The organism is Bacillus sp. FSL R5-0422, from assembly GCF_038610765.1.
Classification (GTDB): Bacteria; Bacillota; Bacilli; order Bacillales; family Bacillaceae; genus Bacillus; species Bacillus pumilus_O.
This window is the reverse complement of the sequence record NZ_CP152014.1, coordinates 2,105,915-2,122,257: the sequence shown is the minus strand read 5'-3', so window position 1 is coordinate 2,122,257 and position 16,343 is coordinate 2,105,915. Positions and strand designations below refer to the sequence as shown.

Genomic DNA, 16,343 nt, shown 5'->3' with positions numbered 1-16,343 from the left:
ATTTGCTCGCAGGCGTTTTCCTTGATATGATGTTGTTAAAATGGTTTTGGCATGCTAAAGGAGTGGACGGACAATGAATATTGATTTTAATTTATTTATGAATGATATTGTGAAACAAGCGAGAGAAGAGATCAAACAGGCTGGCTATACTGAGCTTACATCATCTGAAGAAGTAGATGAAGCACTGTCTAAAAAAGGCACGGCACTTGTGATGGTGAATTCGGTATGCGGATGTGCTGGAGGTATTGCAAGACCAGCTGCAGGCTATTCTGTTCATTACGATAAGCGACCAGATCAATTGCTGACAGTGTTTGCTGGACAAGACAAAGAGGCAACAGCAAGAGCCCGTGAATACTTTGAAGGCTTCCCACCATCTTCACCATCCTTTGCATTGTTAAAAGATGGAAAGATCATAAAAATGGTCGAACGCCATGAAATTGAAGGACACGAGCCAATGGAAGTCGTGTCAAAGCTCCAAGCTGCGTTCGATGAGCATTGCGAAGAAATGTAACGTGTGACGTTTGAATGATGACATATAAAGCAGTCCGGTCTTTAGATCGGTCTGCTTTTTGTTTTATAAGACCATTGAATCAAAATAATTTTAGCAAAATACTATTGCATCTTAAAAAGAAAGTGTTTAAAATACATTATAGTGAATAAATATTCAAAACAATACATGATTTTAAATACTAGGAGGCATTATCTTATGAAAAAGTGGTTATTATTACTTATGACAGCTGGTCTTGCAGCTGCACTCGCAGCTTGTGGAACTTCTTCTAATAATTCAAACGCATCAGGAGATGACAAAACACTCGTTATGGCGACATCAGCAGATTATCCGCCATTTGAATCAAAAGACGGAGATAAAATTGTCGGTTTTGATGTTGATCTTGCAACAGCACTAGCGAAAAAGAACGGCTACAAGCTAGAAATTCAAGATATGGATTTTGCAAGTCTTGTATCAGCGCTTAAAACAAATAAAGCTGATATTGTCCTTGCAGGCATGACTCCTACAGAAAAACGTAAAAAACAATTAGATTTCTCTGATGTTTATTACAATGCTAAAAACTTAGTTGTCTCAAAGAAATCTAGCGGAATGAAAACAGAGAAAGACTTAAAAGATAAAACAGTCGGCGTTCAATTAGGTTCAATCCAGCAGGATGAAGCAAACGGTTTGCAAAAGAAATATAACTTAAAAGTGGAAGACCGCAATAAAATCTCTGATATCATTCAAGAAATCAAAGCAGGTCGTTTTGATGCAGCCATTATTGAAGATAAAGTAGCTGCTGGTTATTTGAAAAAAGAAAAAGACTTCCAAGCCTTTGGATTGAATAGTTCAAACGAAGGTTCAGCTATTGCATTCAAGAAAAATAGCGACTTAACAGCTAAATTTAATAAATCATTAAAAGAAATGCAAGACAATGGTGAACTTGATAAATTGATTAAAAAATGGTTTGCTGATGAAAAATAAGTCAGGAAAAGGATCAGCGTCATTTGCGAAAATTCAGTAGAAAGCGCTGAAAAGTTCAACTCATGTTGAACTTTTTTCCTGTTTTATTTTTTGATTTTGTATGAAGGCATAAAAAAGGAGACTGTCATGTTAGATTTTAAAGATGTAATACCTCAGATGCCCTTTATTTTAGAAGGGCTTAAGGTCACACTTTCTATTGTAGTGGTATCACTTTTTCTTGGATTTATCTTAGGAATTTTATTAACGCTTTGCAAAATTAGCGTATTTAAGCCGCTCATTTGGCTTGCAGATTTTTATACGTCCATCTTCCGAGGCACACCGCTTGTGCTTCAATTGCTCATTATTTATTTTGGCATGCCTCAGCTTCTCGGGTTTCAAATCGATCAATACTGGGCTGCTGTAGCCGCATTTACACTAAACTCTGCGGCATACGTATCTGAAATTATTCGTGCTGGTATTAATGCCATTGATAAAGGTCAAAAAGAAGCAGCCGTTGCTTTAGGTATTCCTTATGCTAAAATGATGAAGGACTTATTGCTTCCGCAAGCATTTAAAAATATTTCACCTGCACTTGTGAACGAAACGATTACACTGACAAAAGAATCAGCTATTGTGACAGTCATTGGATTAGGCGATGTCATGAGACGAGCCTATCAAGCAGGTGCCGTCACGTATAATTATCTTGAACCGCTTATTTTTGCCGGTCTCATTTATTATGTCATCGTGCTTGTTCTCACCTTTGTCGGCAAATCGGTGGAAAGGAAGTTAAAATCAAATGATTAACATAGAGAAACTCACAAAATCTTTTGGTAAAAATGAAGTATTAAAAGGGATCGACACCACTATTAAAGAAGGGGAAGTTGTCGCAGTCATTGGACCATCTGGTTCAGGGAAATCGACGTTTCTTCGCTGCATCAACTTGCTTGAAAAGCCGACTTCTGGTGTTATTACGATTCAGGATACTGAAATCACAAACCCAAAAACCAATGCACTCAAAGTGCGTGAGAACATCGGAATGGTATTTCAACATTTTCACCTATTCCCGCATAAAACAGTGCTGGAGAATATCACATATGCGCCAATGAATGTGAAGAATCAATCGAAGGAAGACAGCATCAAACAAGCTGAAGATCTACTGAAAAAAGTAGGCCTTTTAGAGAAAAAAGATGATTTTCCGAACCGCTTGTCAGGGGGTCAAAAGCAGCGTGTTGCAATTGCACGTGCGCTTGCAATGACACCAGACATCATGCTGTTTGACGAACCAACTTCTGCCTTAGATCCAGAAATGGTCAAGGAAGTACTAGAGGTCATGAAAGAGCTGGCTCAATCTGGAATGACACTTGTGATCGTCACTCATGAAATGGGCTTTGCAAAAGAAGTGGCTGACCGCGTGATCTTTATGGATGATGGGAAAATTGTAGAGGATGCAAACCCTGTGCAATTTTTTGAATCACCGTCGTCACAGCGCGCGAAAGACTTCTTACAAAAAATATTATAAAGAAAAAAGAGAAGGAGACTTAACATCTCCTTCTTTTTTTGATTATAATGGGGAAAGTAAAAAAAGTTCATCATTTCACAATGAGTGAATAGAAACAAGACAGAAAAGAGTGACTCACATCATGTTTAAAATCGGCTACCGAACGCTGAAAACAGCATTAGGAACAGCGATCGCCATTTATATTGCGCAACTACTTGGCCTTCAAAATTATTCCGCTGCCGGAATTATTACGATCCTGTGTATTCAGGTGACAAAGAAACGGTCGCTTCTCGCATCAGGCGCCCGTTTTGCCGCATGCAGTCTTGCCATTTTATTTTCTTATTTATTTTTCGATCTGATTGGGTATCATCCTTTTGTGATTGGTCTGATGCTGCTTGTCTTTATTCCGACAACCGTATTGCTCCGCATTAAAGAAGGGATTGTCACAAGTTCAGTCATCATCCTCCATTTATACATGTCCGGCGGGATTACCCTTCACCTTATCTGGAATGAGCTATTGCTCATTACGATTGGTGTTGGTGTGGCGCTAATCATGAACCTGTATATGCCAAGTGTCGATAAAAAGCTCAAACGCTACAGCGAACAGATTGAAGCCAATTTTGCAAAAATCTTTGAGGAAATCGAACAATATTTAATGACAGGGAAACAAGACTGGACAGGCAAAGAAATACCAGAGACACATCAATTGATCAAAGAAGCGAAAGCTCTTGCATATCGTGATGTTGAGAACCATGTCTTAAGACATGAAAACCTGTATTATCATTATTTCAATATGAGGCAAAAGCAATTCGAAATCATCGAGCGTGTACTTCCGAAGATTACGTCCATTTCCATTACAACAGAACATGGACAAATCATTGCAGAATACATTAGAGACTTACGCGAACATATTCACCCAGGGAACACGGCGCATAAGTTCTTAAGACGCCTCATTGATATGAAAGAAGAGTTTGATAAGCTACCGCTGCCGCAAACAAGAGAAGAGTTTGAGGCAAGAGCTGCACTGTTTCATTTCCTCGGAGAAATGGAACAATATTTAGTACTGAAAAGCTATTTTAAAGGGATGAAAGAATAGAGACGCATGAGTTTCTCCTTCATTGGTCAATCTAATGAAAAAGGAGGAGCCTATGCGTCTTTTATTTTATACCGTATTGACTATGTCCCTTTCACCTATCTGGCCGCTCGGACAAAACCCGCTTCCAGGAGACCCATATGTCATTATTAATAAACAAACAAATGAACTTGCCTATATTGATCAAGGTCAAATTCAAAAAATATATCCTGCTTCTACAGGGAAAACGTCAGATTTAACGCCAGAAGGGGAATTCACCATTATGATCAAAGCGAAAGATCCGTATTACAGAAAAAAGAATATCGAAGGCGGTGCGAAGAATAACCCTCTTGGCAGAAGATGGATTGGATTTGATGCGCGAGGAACAGATGGCAGAACATATGGAATTCATGGGACGAGTGATGAAACATCGATAGGGAAATTTATTACGGCAGGCTGTGTGAGACTTCATAATCAAGATGTAGAGCTTCTATTTGACCAGCTTCCGGTTGGAACAAAAGTATGGATTACAACATCGACCGATTCATTTGAAAAGCTTGCCAAAGACAAACAGGCCATTCGTTGATTGAACGAATCACCTGCTTGTCTGCTTTTATTAAAACCTTATAAAAAGGCTGCGGCTCCTGCTAAAAGTGAAGAAATGAGCAGCAGGCTAATCATGAGCAATACCATGAACTTCATGAATTTCTGAGACATATTGCACCCCTGTAATCGAAGATTTTTTGCGACGAACGCACCTTTCTTTATTCTAGCTCGTTTTTTCAAATGCGACAAGTGATCAACAAAGGAAGTGAACGGATGAATCAAATCGATCATATTGCCATTGCGGTCTTTTCTATAAAAAACACATCTCGCATTCTCCAACGGCTGTTTAACTGGTATTTTTCAGACATACAAGAGATTCCTGAGCAGGAGATTAAAGCGTCCCTCGCGTCACTTGATCATGTGCACATTGAATTAATTGAACCGATGTCCGTTAGCAGCAAACTACATACTTTTTTAACAAAAAGAGGAGAGGGCCTCCATCATATTGCGTTAAAGTCAGGTGACATACAGGCGGACCTAAATCATCTTGATCATCTTGGCGTGGAGCTTCTTCAACAATCAGCACAGATAGGCGCATGCGGGAAGCAAATTGCATTTATTTCACCAAAAGAAACGTCCGGTGTGTTATTCGAATTGTGCGAGCACTTAAAAGGAGAGGAACATGGCAATGAATGAATCGTTCAATGACTTGGCGAAATGGCGTGAAAAAGCATTCATGGGCGGTGGCGAGAAACGTGCAGCTGCGCACCGGAACAAAGGTAAACTATCGGTTCGTGAGCGGCTGCATGAACTTCTTGACGGAGGCAGTTTCATGGAAATTCAAGCATTTGCAACAGGCTGCATGTCAGAACATGTCGGTGATGGTGTCGTCACTGGAACTGGACTCATTCATGGAAGGCCGGTATGTGTTTATGCACAAGATGCAACCGTGCATGGGGGTTCTTTAGGCGAAATACATGCCAAAAAAATTGTTTCTTTAATGGATCTAGCAGCTAAAAATCAGATACCGATCATCGGTCTGAAAGACTCAGGTGGTGCGAGAATTCAAGAGGGTGTGGTATCATTAGAAGGATACGGACAGATTTTTAAACGAAATGTGCTGTATTCTGGTCAAATCCCGCAAATATCCGTTATTTTAGGATCTTGTGCTGGAGGAGCAGTCTATTCTCCTGCCTTGACTGATTTTGTGTTCATGACAGAGCAGACAGCTCACATGTTTTTAACAGGTCCGAAAGTCATAGAAAAGGCAACAGGAGAAACAGTCTGTCCTGACCGTCTTGGCGGTGCAAGTGTTCAGCACCAGACAAGCGGGAATGTGCACTATACGGGGAAAGATGAGAAAGACGTGTTAAAAGCAGTTCGAACACTTTTAACGTACATACCAACGAAACAACAGACTGTCACGGATGCCGAAACGAGTAAGCGAGACGCAGATGATCCAGGCAACATCCTGCCGAAGAATCCATCACGCACCTATGATGTCAAACAAGTGGTGACAGCCATCATCGATTCAGACTCATTCTTTGAAACGCAGCCTTGTTTCTCAAAAAATATCGTTACAGGATTTGCCAGATTACAAGGGGCTTCAATTGGTGTAGTAGCCAATCAGCCTAAGGTGCTGGCAGGAAGCCTTGATCTTGATGCTGCTGATAAAGCGGCTAGGTTTATTCGATTTTGCGATGCGTTTCACATTCCGATCTTAACGCTTGTAGACGTCCCTGGTTTTTTACCAGGTGAGAAAGCCGAACATGCGGGAATTATCCGTCACGGTGCAAAGCTTTTATATGCGTACGCTGAAGCGACCGTTCCAAAAATCACCGTGATTTTAAGAAAGGCGTTTGGCGGTGCGTATGTCGCAATGAATAGTAAAGGTTTAGGCGCTGATTTTGTCTATGCATGGCCAGCGGCAGAAATTGATGTCATGGGGAAAACTTTTGCAGACGAAATCGTTCATCCTGCTTCGCGTGAGGTTGAGACGGAGCCAAGTGTATTAAAAGCGGCTCAGGCAGGGCTGATAGACGATATTTTCATGCCGTCTGAAACGAGAGAGCGATTAATTCGCTCATTTGATTTGCTTCGCAGGAAGGAAGAAGATAGACCGTTAAAAAAGCATGGCAACATGCCGCTATAAGAGGAGGAGCATCATCATGATCAATGAAAAACGTTTACTAGACGAATTTTTAGAACTAGTTCAGATTGATTCGGAAACAAAACACGAAGAGAAAATTGTGGAAGTCTTAAAAGAAAAATTCTCGCAGCTTGGACTAAAAGTGGTGGAAGACGACTCAAAAGCAAAAACAGGCCACGGTGCAGGCAACCTGATCTGTACACTGGAAGGCACTCAAGAGGCTGATACCATCTATTTCACTTCTCATATGGACACAGTGGTTCCAGGTAATGGCGTAAAGCCAGTCATTGAAGACGGCTATGTGAAAACAGATGGAACAACCATTCTTGGTGCTGACGATAAAACAGGACTTGCCGCAATGTTTGAAGCAATCCGTGTACTGAAAGAGAAGAATGTACCACATGGAACGATTGAATTTGTCATCACAGCTGGTGAGGAATCAGGACTTGTCGGAGCAAAAGCGTTAGATCCGAAGTTGATGACAGCCGCATATGGCTATGCTCTTGATTCAGATGGCAAGGTGGGAACCATTATCGTTGCAGCGCCAACACAGGCGAAAGTACGCGCAACGATTTACGGGAAAACAGCTCACGCAGGTGTCGCGCCTGAAAAAGGTGTGTCTGCAATTACCATTGCATCAAAAGCCATTGCTAGTATGCCGCTTGGCCGAATTGATGAAGAAACAACGGCGAATATCGGTCGTTTTGAAGGCGGAACGCAAACGAATATTGTGTGTGATCAAGTCGATATCCTTGCTGAAGCACGCTCTTTAGAACCTGCAAAAATGGAAGCGCAAGTAGCGAAGATGAAAGAAGCCTTTGAAAAAACCGCTAAAGAAATGGGCGGAAGTGCCGATGTACACATTGACATCATGTATCCAGGCTTCAAATTCTCTCACGGCGATCAAGTCGTAGAAGTGGCAAAAAAAGCGGCTGCGAAAATTGGCCGTCCATCAGAACTACAGACGAGTGGCGGAGGCAGTGATGCAAACGTCATTGCAGGAAACGGCGTCCCAACTGTCAACCTAGCTGTTGGATATGAAGATATTCATACGAAAAATGAGAAAATGCCGATTGAAGAATTAGTCAAAACAGCTGAAATGGTTCTCGCCATTATAGAAGAAACGACAAATCCATCGTAAAGGCAGGAGACTCTGTGAGCACGCAAAAGATCATTATTTTCCAAGTAGGGCAAGAGGATTTTGGCATCAGTGTAGAACATATTCGTTCGATTGAGAAGGTCCCTTATTTACAAGAAGTATCGAACCTTCCAAAAGAAATAAAAGGACTCATGTCTTTAAGAGGAGAGGTCATACCTGTCAGTGACACAGGCGTGATGCTTCACGGAAAGCCTCTTGATGTGAACGAACAGTCCAAGGTATTGCTATTTGAATTAAACGAACAAATGGTAGGCTGTCTTGTCTCAGATGCAAAAGATATTATTGATATCGAGCTAAGTGAGATCAAGCCATTTCATATGAACACAAAAGCCTCTGAATATTTCTTCGGCGTTGTAGAGAGAGAAAACAAGATGATTTTACAAGTGGACCCGAATAAGTTCCTTGGGAGAATTGAGGATCTCGATCAATTGCCAGCTCGGTTAAAAGAAGAATTGGCATAAAGAAAATCCCCTTATCAAATGATAAGGGGATTCAGCGTGTAGACAAACCCTCGCATTCGGTGTCAGGTCTGCGCTTCGGTGCTCACGAATGTTAAATTCGCTCCGCTCCGATGCTCGTCCTTCCTAGACTTCAAAGGTTTTCTATCACGCTGAAAAGAAGACAAAGTGCTAAAATAAAGATCATTTTAGCACTTTGTCCACAATCTATAACCCCCTTATCAAATGATAAGGGGGTTATTTTTATTCAGCAGCTGGGCTCGCTTGGTCGTTTGCCTCAGCTTTTGATTTTGATTTTTGGTACATGACATTCAAAATAATTGTTTGGACTGTGAGTAATAATCCGCTTGTCATCCAGTATAAAGGAAGGGCAGCGGGTGCATTGATTGAAATAAACAGCATCATGATTGGAAAAATCATACCCATTACTTTTGCTTGCTTTAGCGCAGCATCTGTCTGGGTGCCTGATTGCTTTGCAAATCTTTGCGTAACATAAAATTGCAAGAAATACATAGCACCTGCAAAGATCGCGACCAATAGATCGGTTTGTCCTAAGTTAAACCATAGGAACGAATGTGTTGCAATCTCAGGTGTAGAGCGGATCGCTGAGTAAAAGCCAAGAACAATTGGAATTTGAATTAGCATAGGCAGACAGCCCATTGCTAGTGGGTTCACATTGTTCTCTTTGTATACTTTCATCATTTCCATTTGTAGTTCTTTTTGTTTTTCAGGTTCTTTCGTTTTCTTCAATTTGCTTTGAATGTCGTCAATTTGAGGTTTCACCAGTGCCATCTTCTCCTGCATCACTCTTTGCTTTTTAAATTGGTTCGCAAAAAGAGGGAAGATCAGCAGACGGACGATCAAAGTCACGAACATAATCGATAAACCATAATCATCATGGAAGAAGTTCGCAAGCCAAATAATTAGCTCCGAAAAAGGCTGGACAAAATAATGATGGAAAAACCCATCAGAGCTCGCATTCGTTTGCCCACTTGCTGCAAAAGCAGGTGAGGCAATCATCATTAAACATAAAGTCGTACAAATCGTTAATAAACGTTTCAATTCGTTTCCTCCTCATTTTTAAAAAAATTAATTAGAGAGAGGAAGCAAATGGTCTTCATCATCGTTTGATGATCGTTTCATTCGAATGACTTTACTAATCCAAGTTGTAATGCGATCATATATGATAAACAGAAAGTCTGTTCGATTCAATAAAGATGCGTCCAACTCTTCCAAACGATGTCCACCGAGGTGTTCGTTCATACGACAGTCTTTTAATAAAAAAGCAATGCCGATGGCCGTCAGCGCTGGAAGAATAATCGTAAAGAATTCAACAAGGAAAAAGACTTCATTGAATGTATCAATAATCATGATTATCACATCCATTTCATTACTCACAGTGTACTATACACATTGTGAAATGTCTAACAGGACCACGTGTTTTCTCTACTGAGTGAAGATCCTTATTTTGTATAAAAAGGTATTTGTCATCCAAACTTCACCATTCCTATTTTATAATGAGGGGGAATAGAAGAAATGGAGGTTTTGAATATGACAAGTATTTACCCGAAGTTTCGAGCAGCTGCGGTACAAGCAGCACCTATCTACTTAAATTTGGAGGCAACGGTTCAGAAATCATGTGAACTGATCGACGAGGCGGCTTCAAATGGTGCAAAACTTGTGGCATTCCCAGAAGCATTTTTACCTGGTTATCCTTGGTTTGCTTTTATTGGTCATCCAGAATATACAAGAAAGTTCTATCACGAATTATATAAAAATGCAGTCGAAATCCCTAGCTTAGCTATCCAAAAAATAAGTGAGGCAGCAAAAAGGAATGAAACGTACGTTTGTATATCATGCAGTGAAAAAGATGGCGGCTCTCTCTATTTAGCTCAACTTTGGTTTTCTCCAAAGGGGGATTTAATAGGAAAGCATCGGAAAATGAGAGCTTCTGTAGCAGAAAGACTGATTTGGGGAGATGGAAGTGGAAGCATGATGCCAGTTTTTCAAACTGAAATTGGTAACCTTGGTGGATTGATGTGCTGGGAGCATCAAGTGCCACTAGATTTGATGGCGATGAATGCTCAAAATGAACAGGTGCATGTAGCATCTTGGCCTGGTTATTTTGATGATGAAATTTCAAGCAGATATTATGCCATCGCGACACAAACTTTTGTGCTGATGACTTCTTCTATCTATACAGAAGAAATGAAAGAGATGATTTGTTTAACGCAGGAGCAAAGAGATTACTTTGACACATTTAAGAGTGGGCATACGTGCATTTACGGACCAGATGGAGAACCGATCAGTGATATGGTTCCAGCTGAAACAGAGGGAATTGCTTACGCAGACATTGATGTGGAAAGAGTCATTGATTACAAGTATTATATTGATCCAGCTGGCCACTACTCCAATCAAAGCTTGAGTATGAATTTTAATCAGCAGCCTACTCCGGTTGTAAAACATTTGAATGACAATAAAAATGAAGTGTTAACATACGAGGCAATACAATATCAAAATGGGTTGCTTGAAGAAAAAGTGTAATTTGTGAAACCTTCTCTTTTTTAGAGAAGGTTTTTTTGAGGAAAGATGATATAAATCAATGTATAATTGACCATAAAAGAGATTCATCATGTTTGGTTGATTCGAAACTTTTGATCAACATATAGGGATTGAAGAAAATGGGGTTATGCCAATGTCAAATATTATTTTTCATATAGACATGAATGCGTTTTATGCCAATGTAGAAATGGCGTATGATCCTTCTTTGAGAGGGAAACCTTTAGCCATTAGCGGAAATGCGAAAGAGCGTAAAGGAATTGTGGTGACGTGCAGCTATGAGGCAAGAGCGCTAGGTGTAAAGCCTCCGATGCCTTTATGGGAAGCGAAGCGGCTTTGTCCGGGACTGATTGTCCGTACACCAAATTTTGACCGGTACCGAAGCTCCTCACAAGAAATGTTTACGATACTAAGAGAATACAGCGATTTAGTCGAACCCGTATCTATAGACGAGGGCTATATTGACTTAACGCATACGCCATATGCCGAGCACGCGGTGAAAACGGCTCATGATATTCAAACGAGGCTTGTAGAGGAGCTTATGCTTCCTTCAAGTATTGGCATTGCACCGAATAAATTTTTAGCGAAAATGGCGTCTAATTGGAAAAAACCAATGGGCATCACCATTTTGCGTAAACGAGATGTCCCCCAAATGCTATGGCCGCTGCCAGCGGGTGACATGCACGGAGTGGGACAAAAAACGGCAGAAAAAATGAAAACGATTGGCATTCATACCATTGAAGACTTAGCGAAAGCAAATGAGTATACACTAAAGGAATTACTGGGCATCAATGGACCGAGATTAAAGCAAAAGGCCAATGGTGAACATGACGGCATTGTGGACCCAGAAAGAATATACGAATTTAAATCTGTCGGGAATTCGTCAACTCTCCCTCATGATTCTGACGATCCAGATGAACTTGTCGCGTTAATTGACAAGCTGTCACAATCTGTGAGTGCAAGGTTAAGGAGAAAAGAAGTCATGGCAAATCGGCTCCTTATTATGATTCGGTACGCAAGCTGGAAAAATATCACGCGAAGTGTCACCCTCACGAATCCGACGGATCGGAAGGAAGACTTATATGAGGCAGCAAGGCAGTTATTCCTTAAACATTGGAATGACCAGCCTGTGAGGCTCTTAGGTGTGACGGGCACAGATCTTGTAGAACGAAAAGCAGCCGTTAAACAGCTTGATTTATTCTCCTATACAGAAGATGCAAAAGAAGAGCCTCTCCAAACCATTTTAGAAGGATTGAAAGAAAAGTATGGGAAATCACTCGTCCAAAGAGGGATGACCATCAAGGAAAAAGAGAGCAAAACAAGTGGAACAAGTTTTAATAAAGATTTTTTTCAGGACGAAAGAAGAAATGACTAGCCTGAAAACTTGATAAAAGAGGTGATGTTGTGGTAATTTCAAAGGGTACATCATTTCAGCAGTAATCAATATAGTGTGTTAGAAGGGACGTCAGAATTATGTCAAAACAACAAATCGGTGTGGTTGGACTAGCCGTTATGGGTAAAAACCTTGCCCTTAATATTGAAAGCCGCGGGTTCTCCGTGTCCGTTTATAACAGATCTAGCAGCAAAACAGAAGAGTTTCTCGAAGAATCAAATGGGAAAAATGTTGTAGGCACATATAGCATCGAAGAATTTGTTCAGTCGCTTGAAACACCGCGTAAAATTCTTTTAATGGTAAAAGCTGGTGCAGCAACGGATGCAACCATTCAATCATTACTTCCTCACCTAGAGAAAGGTGACATCTTAATTGATGGTGGAAATACATATTACAAGGATACGCAAAGACGTAATCAAGAGCTTGCGGAAAGTGGTATTCACTTCATTGGTACAGGTGTTTCCGGCGGTGAAGAAGGTGCACTAAAAGGTCCATCGATCATGCCAGGCGGTCAAAAAGAAGCGCATGAGCTAGTGAAACCAATTCTAGAAGCGATTTCTGCGAAAGTAGATGGCGAGCCATGTACAACGTATATCGGCCCAGATGGAGCAGGACATTATGTCAAAATGGTCCATAACGGCATCGAGTACGGAGACATGCAATTGATTTCTGAATCATACTTTATCTTGAAGCATGTGGCAGGATTGTCAGCAGAGGAGCTTCATGAAGTATTCTCAGAATGGAATAAAGGCGAGCTTGACAGCTATTTAATTGAAATTACAGCTGATATTTTCACAAAAGTGGATGAAGAAACAAATCAGCCGCTTGTGGATGTGATCTTAGATAAAGCTGGACAAAAAGGAACTGGAAAATGGACGAGCCAAAGTTCTCTTGATCTAGGTGTTCCGCTTCCAATCATTACTGAATCTGTTTTCGCGCGCTACATTTCAGCAATGAAAGATGAGCGTGTTGAAGCAAGTCAATTAATCGAAGGTCCTAAGCCAGCGCAATCAGCAGAGAATAAACAAGAGCTGATCGAAGCGGTTAGAAAAGCTCTATTCATGAGTAAAATCTGCTCATATGCACAAGGTTTTGCGCAAATGAAAGCAGCATCTGACGAGTATAACTGGGATTTAAAATACGGTGAAATTGCAATGATCTTCCGTGGTGGATGTATCATTCGTGCAGCCTTCTTACAACAAATTAAAGAAGCATATGACCGTAACCCAGAACTAAAAAACTTATTGCTTGATCCTTACTTTAAGGATATTGCTCAAAGCTATCAATCATCTCTTCGTAAAGTCATTTCACTTGCAGTGGAGCAAGGAGTTCCTGTTCCTTCATTCTCAAGTGCACTTGCTTACTTTGATAGCTATCGCACAGCTGTCTTGCCAGCGAACTTAATTCAAGCACAGCGTGACTATTTCGGTGCACATACGTATGAGCGCACAGATAAAGAAGGCATCTTCCATACAGAATGGATGAAATAAACATAGAACGACTGAAAAACCTTACCCTTCGGTAAGGTTTTTTTGTTTGCATCTTTTCGGCTAAAAATGCGAAAAAGAGGGATGCTATGTAAAAAAGAAAAGAAAGTAGGGATCGAAGTGGGCATTTTATATGCACTTCTCCCAGCGATATTTTGGGGGAGTATTGTTCTCATCAGTGTCAAACTTGGCGGGAATGCATACCAACAAACCCTCGGTATAACGCTTGGCGCATTTATCTTTTCAATTGCAGCCTTCTTTATCAAAATGCCAGAGCTGACACCATTTATTTTTGCGGTTTCTGTCATTTCAGGCATCTTTTGGAGCATTGGACAAATGAATCAGCTTTCAAGCGTTGCGTTTCTCGGAGTCTCGAAGGCGGTTCCTTTGTCAACAGGTATGCAGCTTGTGAGCACGACTTTATTTGGCGTCATGGTCTTCAAAGAATGGCAAACGATGACGGTCATACTTATTGGTTCTTGTGCCATTTTACTGATTATTGCAGGTGTTGTGCTGACATCGCTCGGTCAAAAAAAGAATGGCGGTGGGAACGATGGAGGCAATTTTAAAAAAGGGATCGTCATTCTTCTTATTTCAACGGTTGGCTACGTTGGATATGTCGTCATTTTAAGGTGGTTTCATATTGATGGTTGGTCTGCTCTCGTTCCGCAATCAGTCGGCATGCTGCTTTCATCCTTGGCGATTAGTCTCAAGCAGAATCCGTTTAGTAAATATACGTTTAAAAATATCATTGCCGGTCTTGTTTGGTCGACAGGAAATCTCGGACTTCTTTTGGCCATCCCGCTCATTGGTGTCGCCGTAAGTTTTTCGATGTCACAGACAGGGATTGTTATCTCAACATTAGGCGGGATTTATTTATTAAAAGAGAAAGCATCCAGAACAAGCTTTGTCATTGCAGGCTGTTTGATGATCATTGCAGGCGGCGTGCTGCTAGGCTTTACAAAATAGGAGGTTAAACGAATGTATCCAGATTTAGAAGGAAAAACAGTCCTGATTACAGGAGCTGGTACAGGAATAGGTCAAGCGATGGCGCGTCGGTTTGGACAAGAAAAAGCCAATGTGGTGATCAATTATTTCTCAGATCAAGAAAATCCAGATGACACCATTGCAGATATTCAAAAAAATGGCGGACAGGCTGTGAAAATCAAGGCAGATGTCTCGAAGGAAGAGGATATGAGGGCAATGATTGATAAAGCTGTTGATACATTTGGCAGTCTTGATGTCATGATCAATAACGCAGGTATTGAAAACGAAGTGCCTTCTACCGAAATGACGCTGGATAATTGGAACAAAGTCATGTCGACGAATTTGACAGGTATGTTTCTCGGCTGCCGTGATGCACTCAAGTATATGACAGATCACGGAATAGAAGGGGCAATCATCAATATGTCGTCGGTTCACCAGCAAATCCCTTGGCCACATTTCGTGCATTATGCAGCAAGTAAAGGGGGCGCCAAGCTGCTGACAGAAACGCTAGCACTAGAATATGCCCCTAAAAAAATCCGTGTTAACAGTATTGCACCGGGCGCTATCGATACCCCGATTAATGCGGAAAAATTCGATGATCCCGCATTGAAAAAAGGTGTGATTGAACTGATCCCCATTGGTTATATTGGAAAACCTGAAGAAGTGGCAGCATGTGCTGTGTGGCTGGCGTCAAAAGAGGCAAGCTACGTGACAGGCTTGACGCTCTATGTGGACGGCGGCATGACAAAGTATCCTGGCTTTCAAGCAGGAAAAGGATAAGAAGAAAAAAAAGAGCGTACACACATACGCTCTTTTTTTATATAAAATACAGACAAATGATTCTAAATGTCTAGACATTTAGAAATAAAAATATATAATATTAACTGGAAGCGCTTTTATTACAACAATGGGGTGAGAGAAATGAAACGTATTTTATTAGCATGCAGTTCAGGAATGTCTACAAGTTTACTAGTTACAAAGATGAAGGCTCATGCCGACTCTATAGGGGACGAGGCAGACATTTGGGCAGTCGGGCAAGATCAAGCAAGAAAAGAAATGGCGAATGCGGATGTTGTGTTAATTGGACCGCAAATGAGCTTTTTAAAAGGGGATCTTCAAAAAGAAGCAACAAAATACGGAATTGCAGTGGAGGTCATCGATATGCAGGCGTACGGGCTTGCCGATGGGCAAAAAGCGTATGAACAAGCTGTTTCATTGATGGAGGAATCGTAAAGAATGGAAAAGAAAACACTCGAAGGGCTCACGGAGGAACAAGTCAGTTTTCAATTGATCTTACACAGCGGAAATGCCCGCAGCAAATTGCTTCAATCTCTTAAACAATTTCGAGAAGGTCAAGAAGATGAGGCATTTGGTCTAATGAAAGAAGCAGAAGAAGATTTACGTCGTGCACATGGCATCCATTTTCAACTCGTACAGCAAGAGGCAGGCGGGGAGAAAACGCCTTTCTCCTTATTGCTCATGCATGCAGAAGATCACTTAATGTCGACTATGACGATCAAGGAGCTTGTGGGAGAGCTTCTACCGATTTTCCAATCGCTTAAACAATAAAGGGTGTAAACAAGGG

General features: G+C 41.0%; 20 protein-coding genes. 17 read left to right on the top strand and 3 right to left on the bottom strand.

Annotated features, from left to right (window positions below; translation table 11 throughout):
- Positions 1–73: 73 nt before the first annotated feature.
- The 6 genes from MKX52_RS10775 to MKX52_RS10750 all read left to right on the top strand — a co-directional run bounded on the left by MKX52_RS10775 (position 74) and on the right by MKX52_RS10750 (position 4,606).
- Positions 74–511: a BrxA/BrxB family bacilliredoxin gene (locus MKX52_RS10775; protein ID WP_012010506.1), complete on the top strand. Its 438-nt coding sequence runs from the start codon at positions 74–76 to the stop codon at positions 509–511.
- Between the two features lie 195 nt (positions 512–706).
- A complete protein-coding gene (locus MKX52_RS10770) occupies positions 707–1,471 on the top strand; it encodes a transporter substrate-binding domain-containing protein (protein WP_012010505.1) in 765 nt (254 codons plus the stop codon).
- A 126-nt stretch (positions 1,472–1,597) separates the two neighbouring features.
- Positions 1,598–2,254 carry an amino acid ABC transporter permease gene (locus MKX52_RS10765; RefSeq protein WP_342490682.1) on the top strand — a complete coding sequence of 219 codons (657 nt, stop codon included), beginning with the start codon at positions 1,598–1,600 and terminating at the stop codon, positions 2,252–2,254.
- Positions 2,247–2,969: an amino acid ABC transporter ATP-binding protein gene (locus tag MKX52_RS10760; protein ID WP_003215712.1), complete on the top strand. Its 723-nt coding sequence runs from the start codon at positions 2,247–2,249 to the stop codon at positions 2,967–2,969. Before MKX52_RS10765 ends, MKX52_RS10760 begins: the two co-directional genes overlap by 8 nt.
- A gap of 121 nt (positions 2,970–3,090) precedes the next feature.
- Complete coding sequence (locus tag MKX52_RS10755; protein ID WP_061408485.1) at positions 3,091–4,044, top strand: aromatic acid exporter family protein; 954 nt, start codon at positions 3,091–3,093, stop codon at positions 4,042–4,044.
- Positions 4,045–4,096: 52 nt separating this feature from the next.
- Positions 4,097–4,606, top strand: a complete 510-nt coding sequence (locus tag MKX52_RS10750) for a L,D-transpeptidase (RefSeq protein WP_003215693.1) — start codon at positions 4,097–4,099, stop codon at positions 4,604–4,606.
- Between the two features lie 38 nt (positions 4,607–4,644).
- Here MKX52_RS10750 and prli42 read toward each other — a convergent pair whose 3' ends face one another.
- Positions 4,645–4,737 carry a stressosome-associated protein Prli42 gene (gene prli42 / locus MKX52_RS10745; protein WP_017357951.1) on the bottom strand — a complete coding sequence of 31 codons (93 nt, stop codon included), beginning with the start codon at positions 4,735–4,737 and terminating at the stop codon, positions 4,645–4,647.
- Between the two features lie 102 nt (positions 4,738–4,839).
- On the opposite strand from prli42, the gene MKX52_RS10740 reads away from it, so the two are divergent.
- The 4 genes from MKX52_RS10740 to MKX52_RS10725 are packed head-to-tail and all read left to right on the top strand — an operon-like array spanning position 4,840 to position 8,335.
- Complete coding sequence (locus MKX52_RS10740; protein ID WP_342490681.1) at positions 4,840–5,262, top strand: VOC family protein; 423 nt, start codon at positions 4,840–4,842, stop codon at positions 5,260–5,262.
- A complete protein-coding gene (locus tag MKX52_RS10735; RefSeq protein ID WP_012010499.1) occupies positions 5,249–6,718 on the top strand; it encodes an acyl-CoA carboxylase subunit beta in 1,470 nt (489 codons plus the stop codon). Before MKX52_RS10740 ends, MKX52_RS10735 begins: the two co-directional genes overlap by 14 nt.
- A gap of 16 nt (positions 6,719–6,734) precedes the next feature.
- Entirely contained in the window at positions 6,735–7,856 is a 1,122-nt protein-coding gene (locus tag MKX52_RS10730; RefSeq protein ID WP_144457742.1) for a M20/M25/M40 family metallo-hydrolase, read from the top strand.
- 14 nt (positions 7,857–7,870) lie between these two features.
- Positions 7,871–8,335 (top strand): chemotaxis protein CheW, encoded by a 465-nt coding sequence (locus tag MKX52_RS10725; protein ID WP_088000287.1) that lies wholly within the window; start codon positions 7,871–7,873, stop codon positions 8,333–8,335.
- 240 nt (positions 8,336–8,575) lie between these two features.
- Here MKX52_RS10725 and MKX52_RS10720 read toward each other — a convergent pair whose 3' ends face one another.
- Entirely contained in the window at positions 8,576–9,355 is a 780-nt protein-coding gene (locus tag MKX52_RS10720) for a membrane protein insertase YidC (protein WP_251184307.1), read from the bottom strand.
- Between the two features lie 66 nt (positions 9,356–9,421).
- Positions 9,422–9,703, bottom strand: coding sequence for a hypothetical protein (locus MKX52_RS10715; RefSeq protein WP_012010495.1), 282 nt, complete (start codon positions 9,701–9,703; stop codon positions 9,422–9,424).
- Between the two features lie 180 nt (positions 9,704–9,883).
- Between MKX52_RS10715 and MKX52_RS10710 the strand changes: the two genes are divergently transcribed.
- The 7 genes from MKX52_RS10710 (at position 9,884) to MKX52_RS10680 (ending at position 16,327) form a co-directional block, all read left to right on the top strand.
- The gene (locus MKX52_RS10710; RefSeq protein WP_342490680.1) at positions 9,884–10,876 is read left to right on the top strand and encodes a carbon-nitrogen hydrolase family protein; all 993 of its coding nucleotides are present in this window, start codon (positions 9,884–9,886) and stop codon (positions 10,874–10,876) included.
- 145 nt (positions 10,877–11,021) lie between these two features.
- Positions 11,022–12,266, top strand: coding sequence for a DNA polymerase IV (locus MKX52_RS10705; RefSeq protein ID WP_342490679.1), 1,245 nt, complete (start codon positions 11,022–11,024; stop codon positions 12,264–12,266).
- Positions 12,267–12,364: 98 nt separating this feature from the next.
- Positions 12,365–13,774 carry an NADP-dependent phosphogluconate dehydrogenase gene (gndA, locus tag MKX52_RS10700; RefSeq protein WP_012010492.1) on the top strand — a complete coding sequence of 470 codons (1,410 nt, stop codon included), beginning with the start codon at positions 12,365–12,367 and terminating at the stop codon, positions 13,772–13,774.
- A gap of 117 nt (positions 13,775–13,891) precedes the next feature.
- Positions 13,892–14,740 (top strand): GRP family sugar transporter, encoded by an 849-nt coding sequence (locus tag MKX52_RS10695; RefSeq protein ID WP_012010491.1) that lies wholly within the window; start codon positions 13,892–13,894, stop codon positions 14,738–14,740.
- A gap of 12 nt (positions 14,741–14,752) precedes the next feature.
- Positions 14,753–15,538 carry an SDR family oxidoreductase gene (locus MKX52_RS10690; protein ID WP_216885935.1) on the top strand — a complete coding sequence of 262 codons (786 nt, stop codon included), beginning with the start codon at positions 14,753–14,755 and terminating at the stop codon, positions 15,536–15,538.
- A gap of 141 nt (positions 15,539–15,679) precedes the next feature.
- Positions 15,680–15,991, top strand: a complete 312-nt coding sequence (locus tag MKX52_RS10685) for a PTS sugar transporter subunit IIB (RefSeq protein ID WP_012010489.1) — start codon at positions 15,680–15,682, stop codon at positions 15,989–15,991.
- 3 nt (positions 15,992–15,994) lie between these two features.
- On the top strand, positions 15,995–16,327 hold the full coding sequence (locus MKX52_RS10680) for a PTS lactose/cellobiose transporter subunit IIA (protein ID WP_342490678.1): 333 nt from the start codon (positions 15,995–15,997) through the stop codon (positions 16,325–16,327).
- The last annotated feature ends 16 nt before the right edge of the window (positions 16,328–16,343 follow it).

Excerpts from the sequence above, each read along its gene's own strand:
- MKX52_RS10775 (WP_012010506.1), top strand. The coding sequence starts at position 74 with ATGAATATTGATTTTAATTTATTTATGAATGATATTGTGAAACAAGCG.
- MKX52_RS10770 (WP_012010505.1), top strand. The coding sequence starts at position 707 with ATGAAAAAGTGGTTATTATTACTTATGACAGCTGGTCTTGCAGCTGCA.
- MKX52_RS10765 (WP_342490682.1), top strand. The coding sequence starts at position 1,598 with ATGTTAGATTTTAAAGATGTAATACCTCAGATGCCCTTTATTTTAGAA.
- MKX52_RS10760 (WP_003215712.1), top strand. The coding sequence starts at position 2,247 with ATGATTAACATAGAGAAACTCACAAAATCTTTTGGTAAAAATGAAGTA.
- MKX52_RS10755 (WP_061408485.1), top strand. The coding sequence starts at position 3,091 with ATGTTTAAAATCGGCTACCGAACGCTGAAAACAGCATTAGGAACAGCG.
- MKX52_RS10750 (WP_003215693.1), top strand. The coding sequence starts at position 4,097 with ATGCGTCTTTTATTTTATACCGTATTGACTATGTCCCTTTCACCTATC.
- prli42 (WP_017357951.1), bottom strand. The coding sequence starts at position 4,737 with ATGTCTCAGAAATTCATGAAGTTCATGGTATTGCTCATGATTAGCCTG.
- MKX52_RS10740 (WP_342490681.1), top strand. The coding sequence starts at position 4,840 with ATGAATCAAATCGATCATATTGCCATTGCGGTCTTTTCTATAAAAAAC.
- MKX52_RS10735 (WP_012010499.1), top strand. The coding sequence starts at position 5,249 with ATGGCAATGAATGAATCGTTCAATGACTTGGCGAAATGGCGTGAAAAA.
- MKX52_RS10730 (WP_144457742.1), top strand. The coding sequence starts at position 6,735 with ATGATCAATGAAAAACGTTTACTAGACGAATTTTTAGAACTAGTTCAG.
- MKX52_RS10720 (WP_251184307.1), bottom strand. The coding sequence starts at position 9,355 with ATGATGATTGCCTCACCTGCTTTTGCAGCAAGTGGGCAAACGAATGCG.
- MKX52_RS10715 (WP_012010495.1), bottom strand. The coding sequence starts at position 9,703 with ATGATTATTGATACATTCAATGAAGTCTTTTTCCTTGTTGAATTCTTT.
- MKX52_RS10710 (WP_342490680.1), top strand. The coding sequence starts at position 9,884 with ATGACAAGTATTTACCCGAAGTTTCGAGCAGCTGCGGTACAAGCAGCA.
- MKX52_RS10705 (WP_342490679.1), top strand. The coding sequence starts at position 11,022 with ATGCCAATGTCAAATATTATTTTTCATATAGACATGAATGCGTTTTAT.
- gndA (WP_012010492.1), top strand. The coding sequence starts at position 12,365 with ATGTCAAAACAACAAATCGGTGTGGTTGGACTAGCCGTTATGGGTAAA.
- MKX52_RS10690 (WP_216885935.1), top strand. The coding sequence starts at position 14,753 with ATGTATCCAGATTTAGAAGGAAAAACAGTCCTGATTACAGGAGCTGGT.
- MKX52_RS10685 (WP_012010489.1), top strand. The coding sequence starts at position 15,680 with ATGAAACGTATTTTATTAGCATGCAGTTCAGGAATGTCTACAAGTTTA.
- MKX52_RS10680 (WP_342490678.1), top strand. The coding sequence starts at position 15,995 with ATGGAAAAGAAAACACTCGAAGGGCTCACGGAGGAACAAGTCAGTTTT.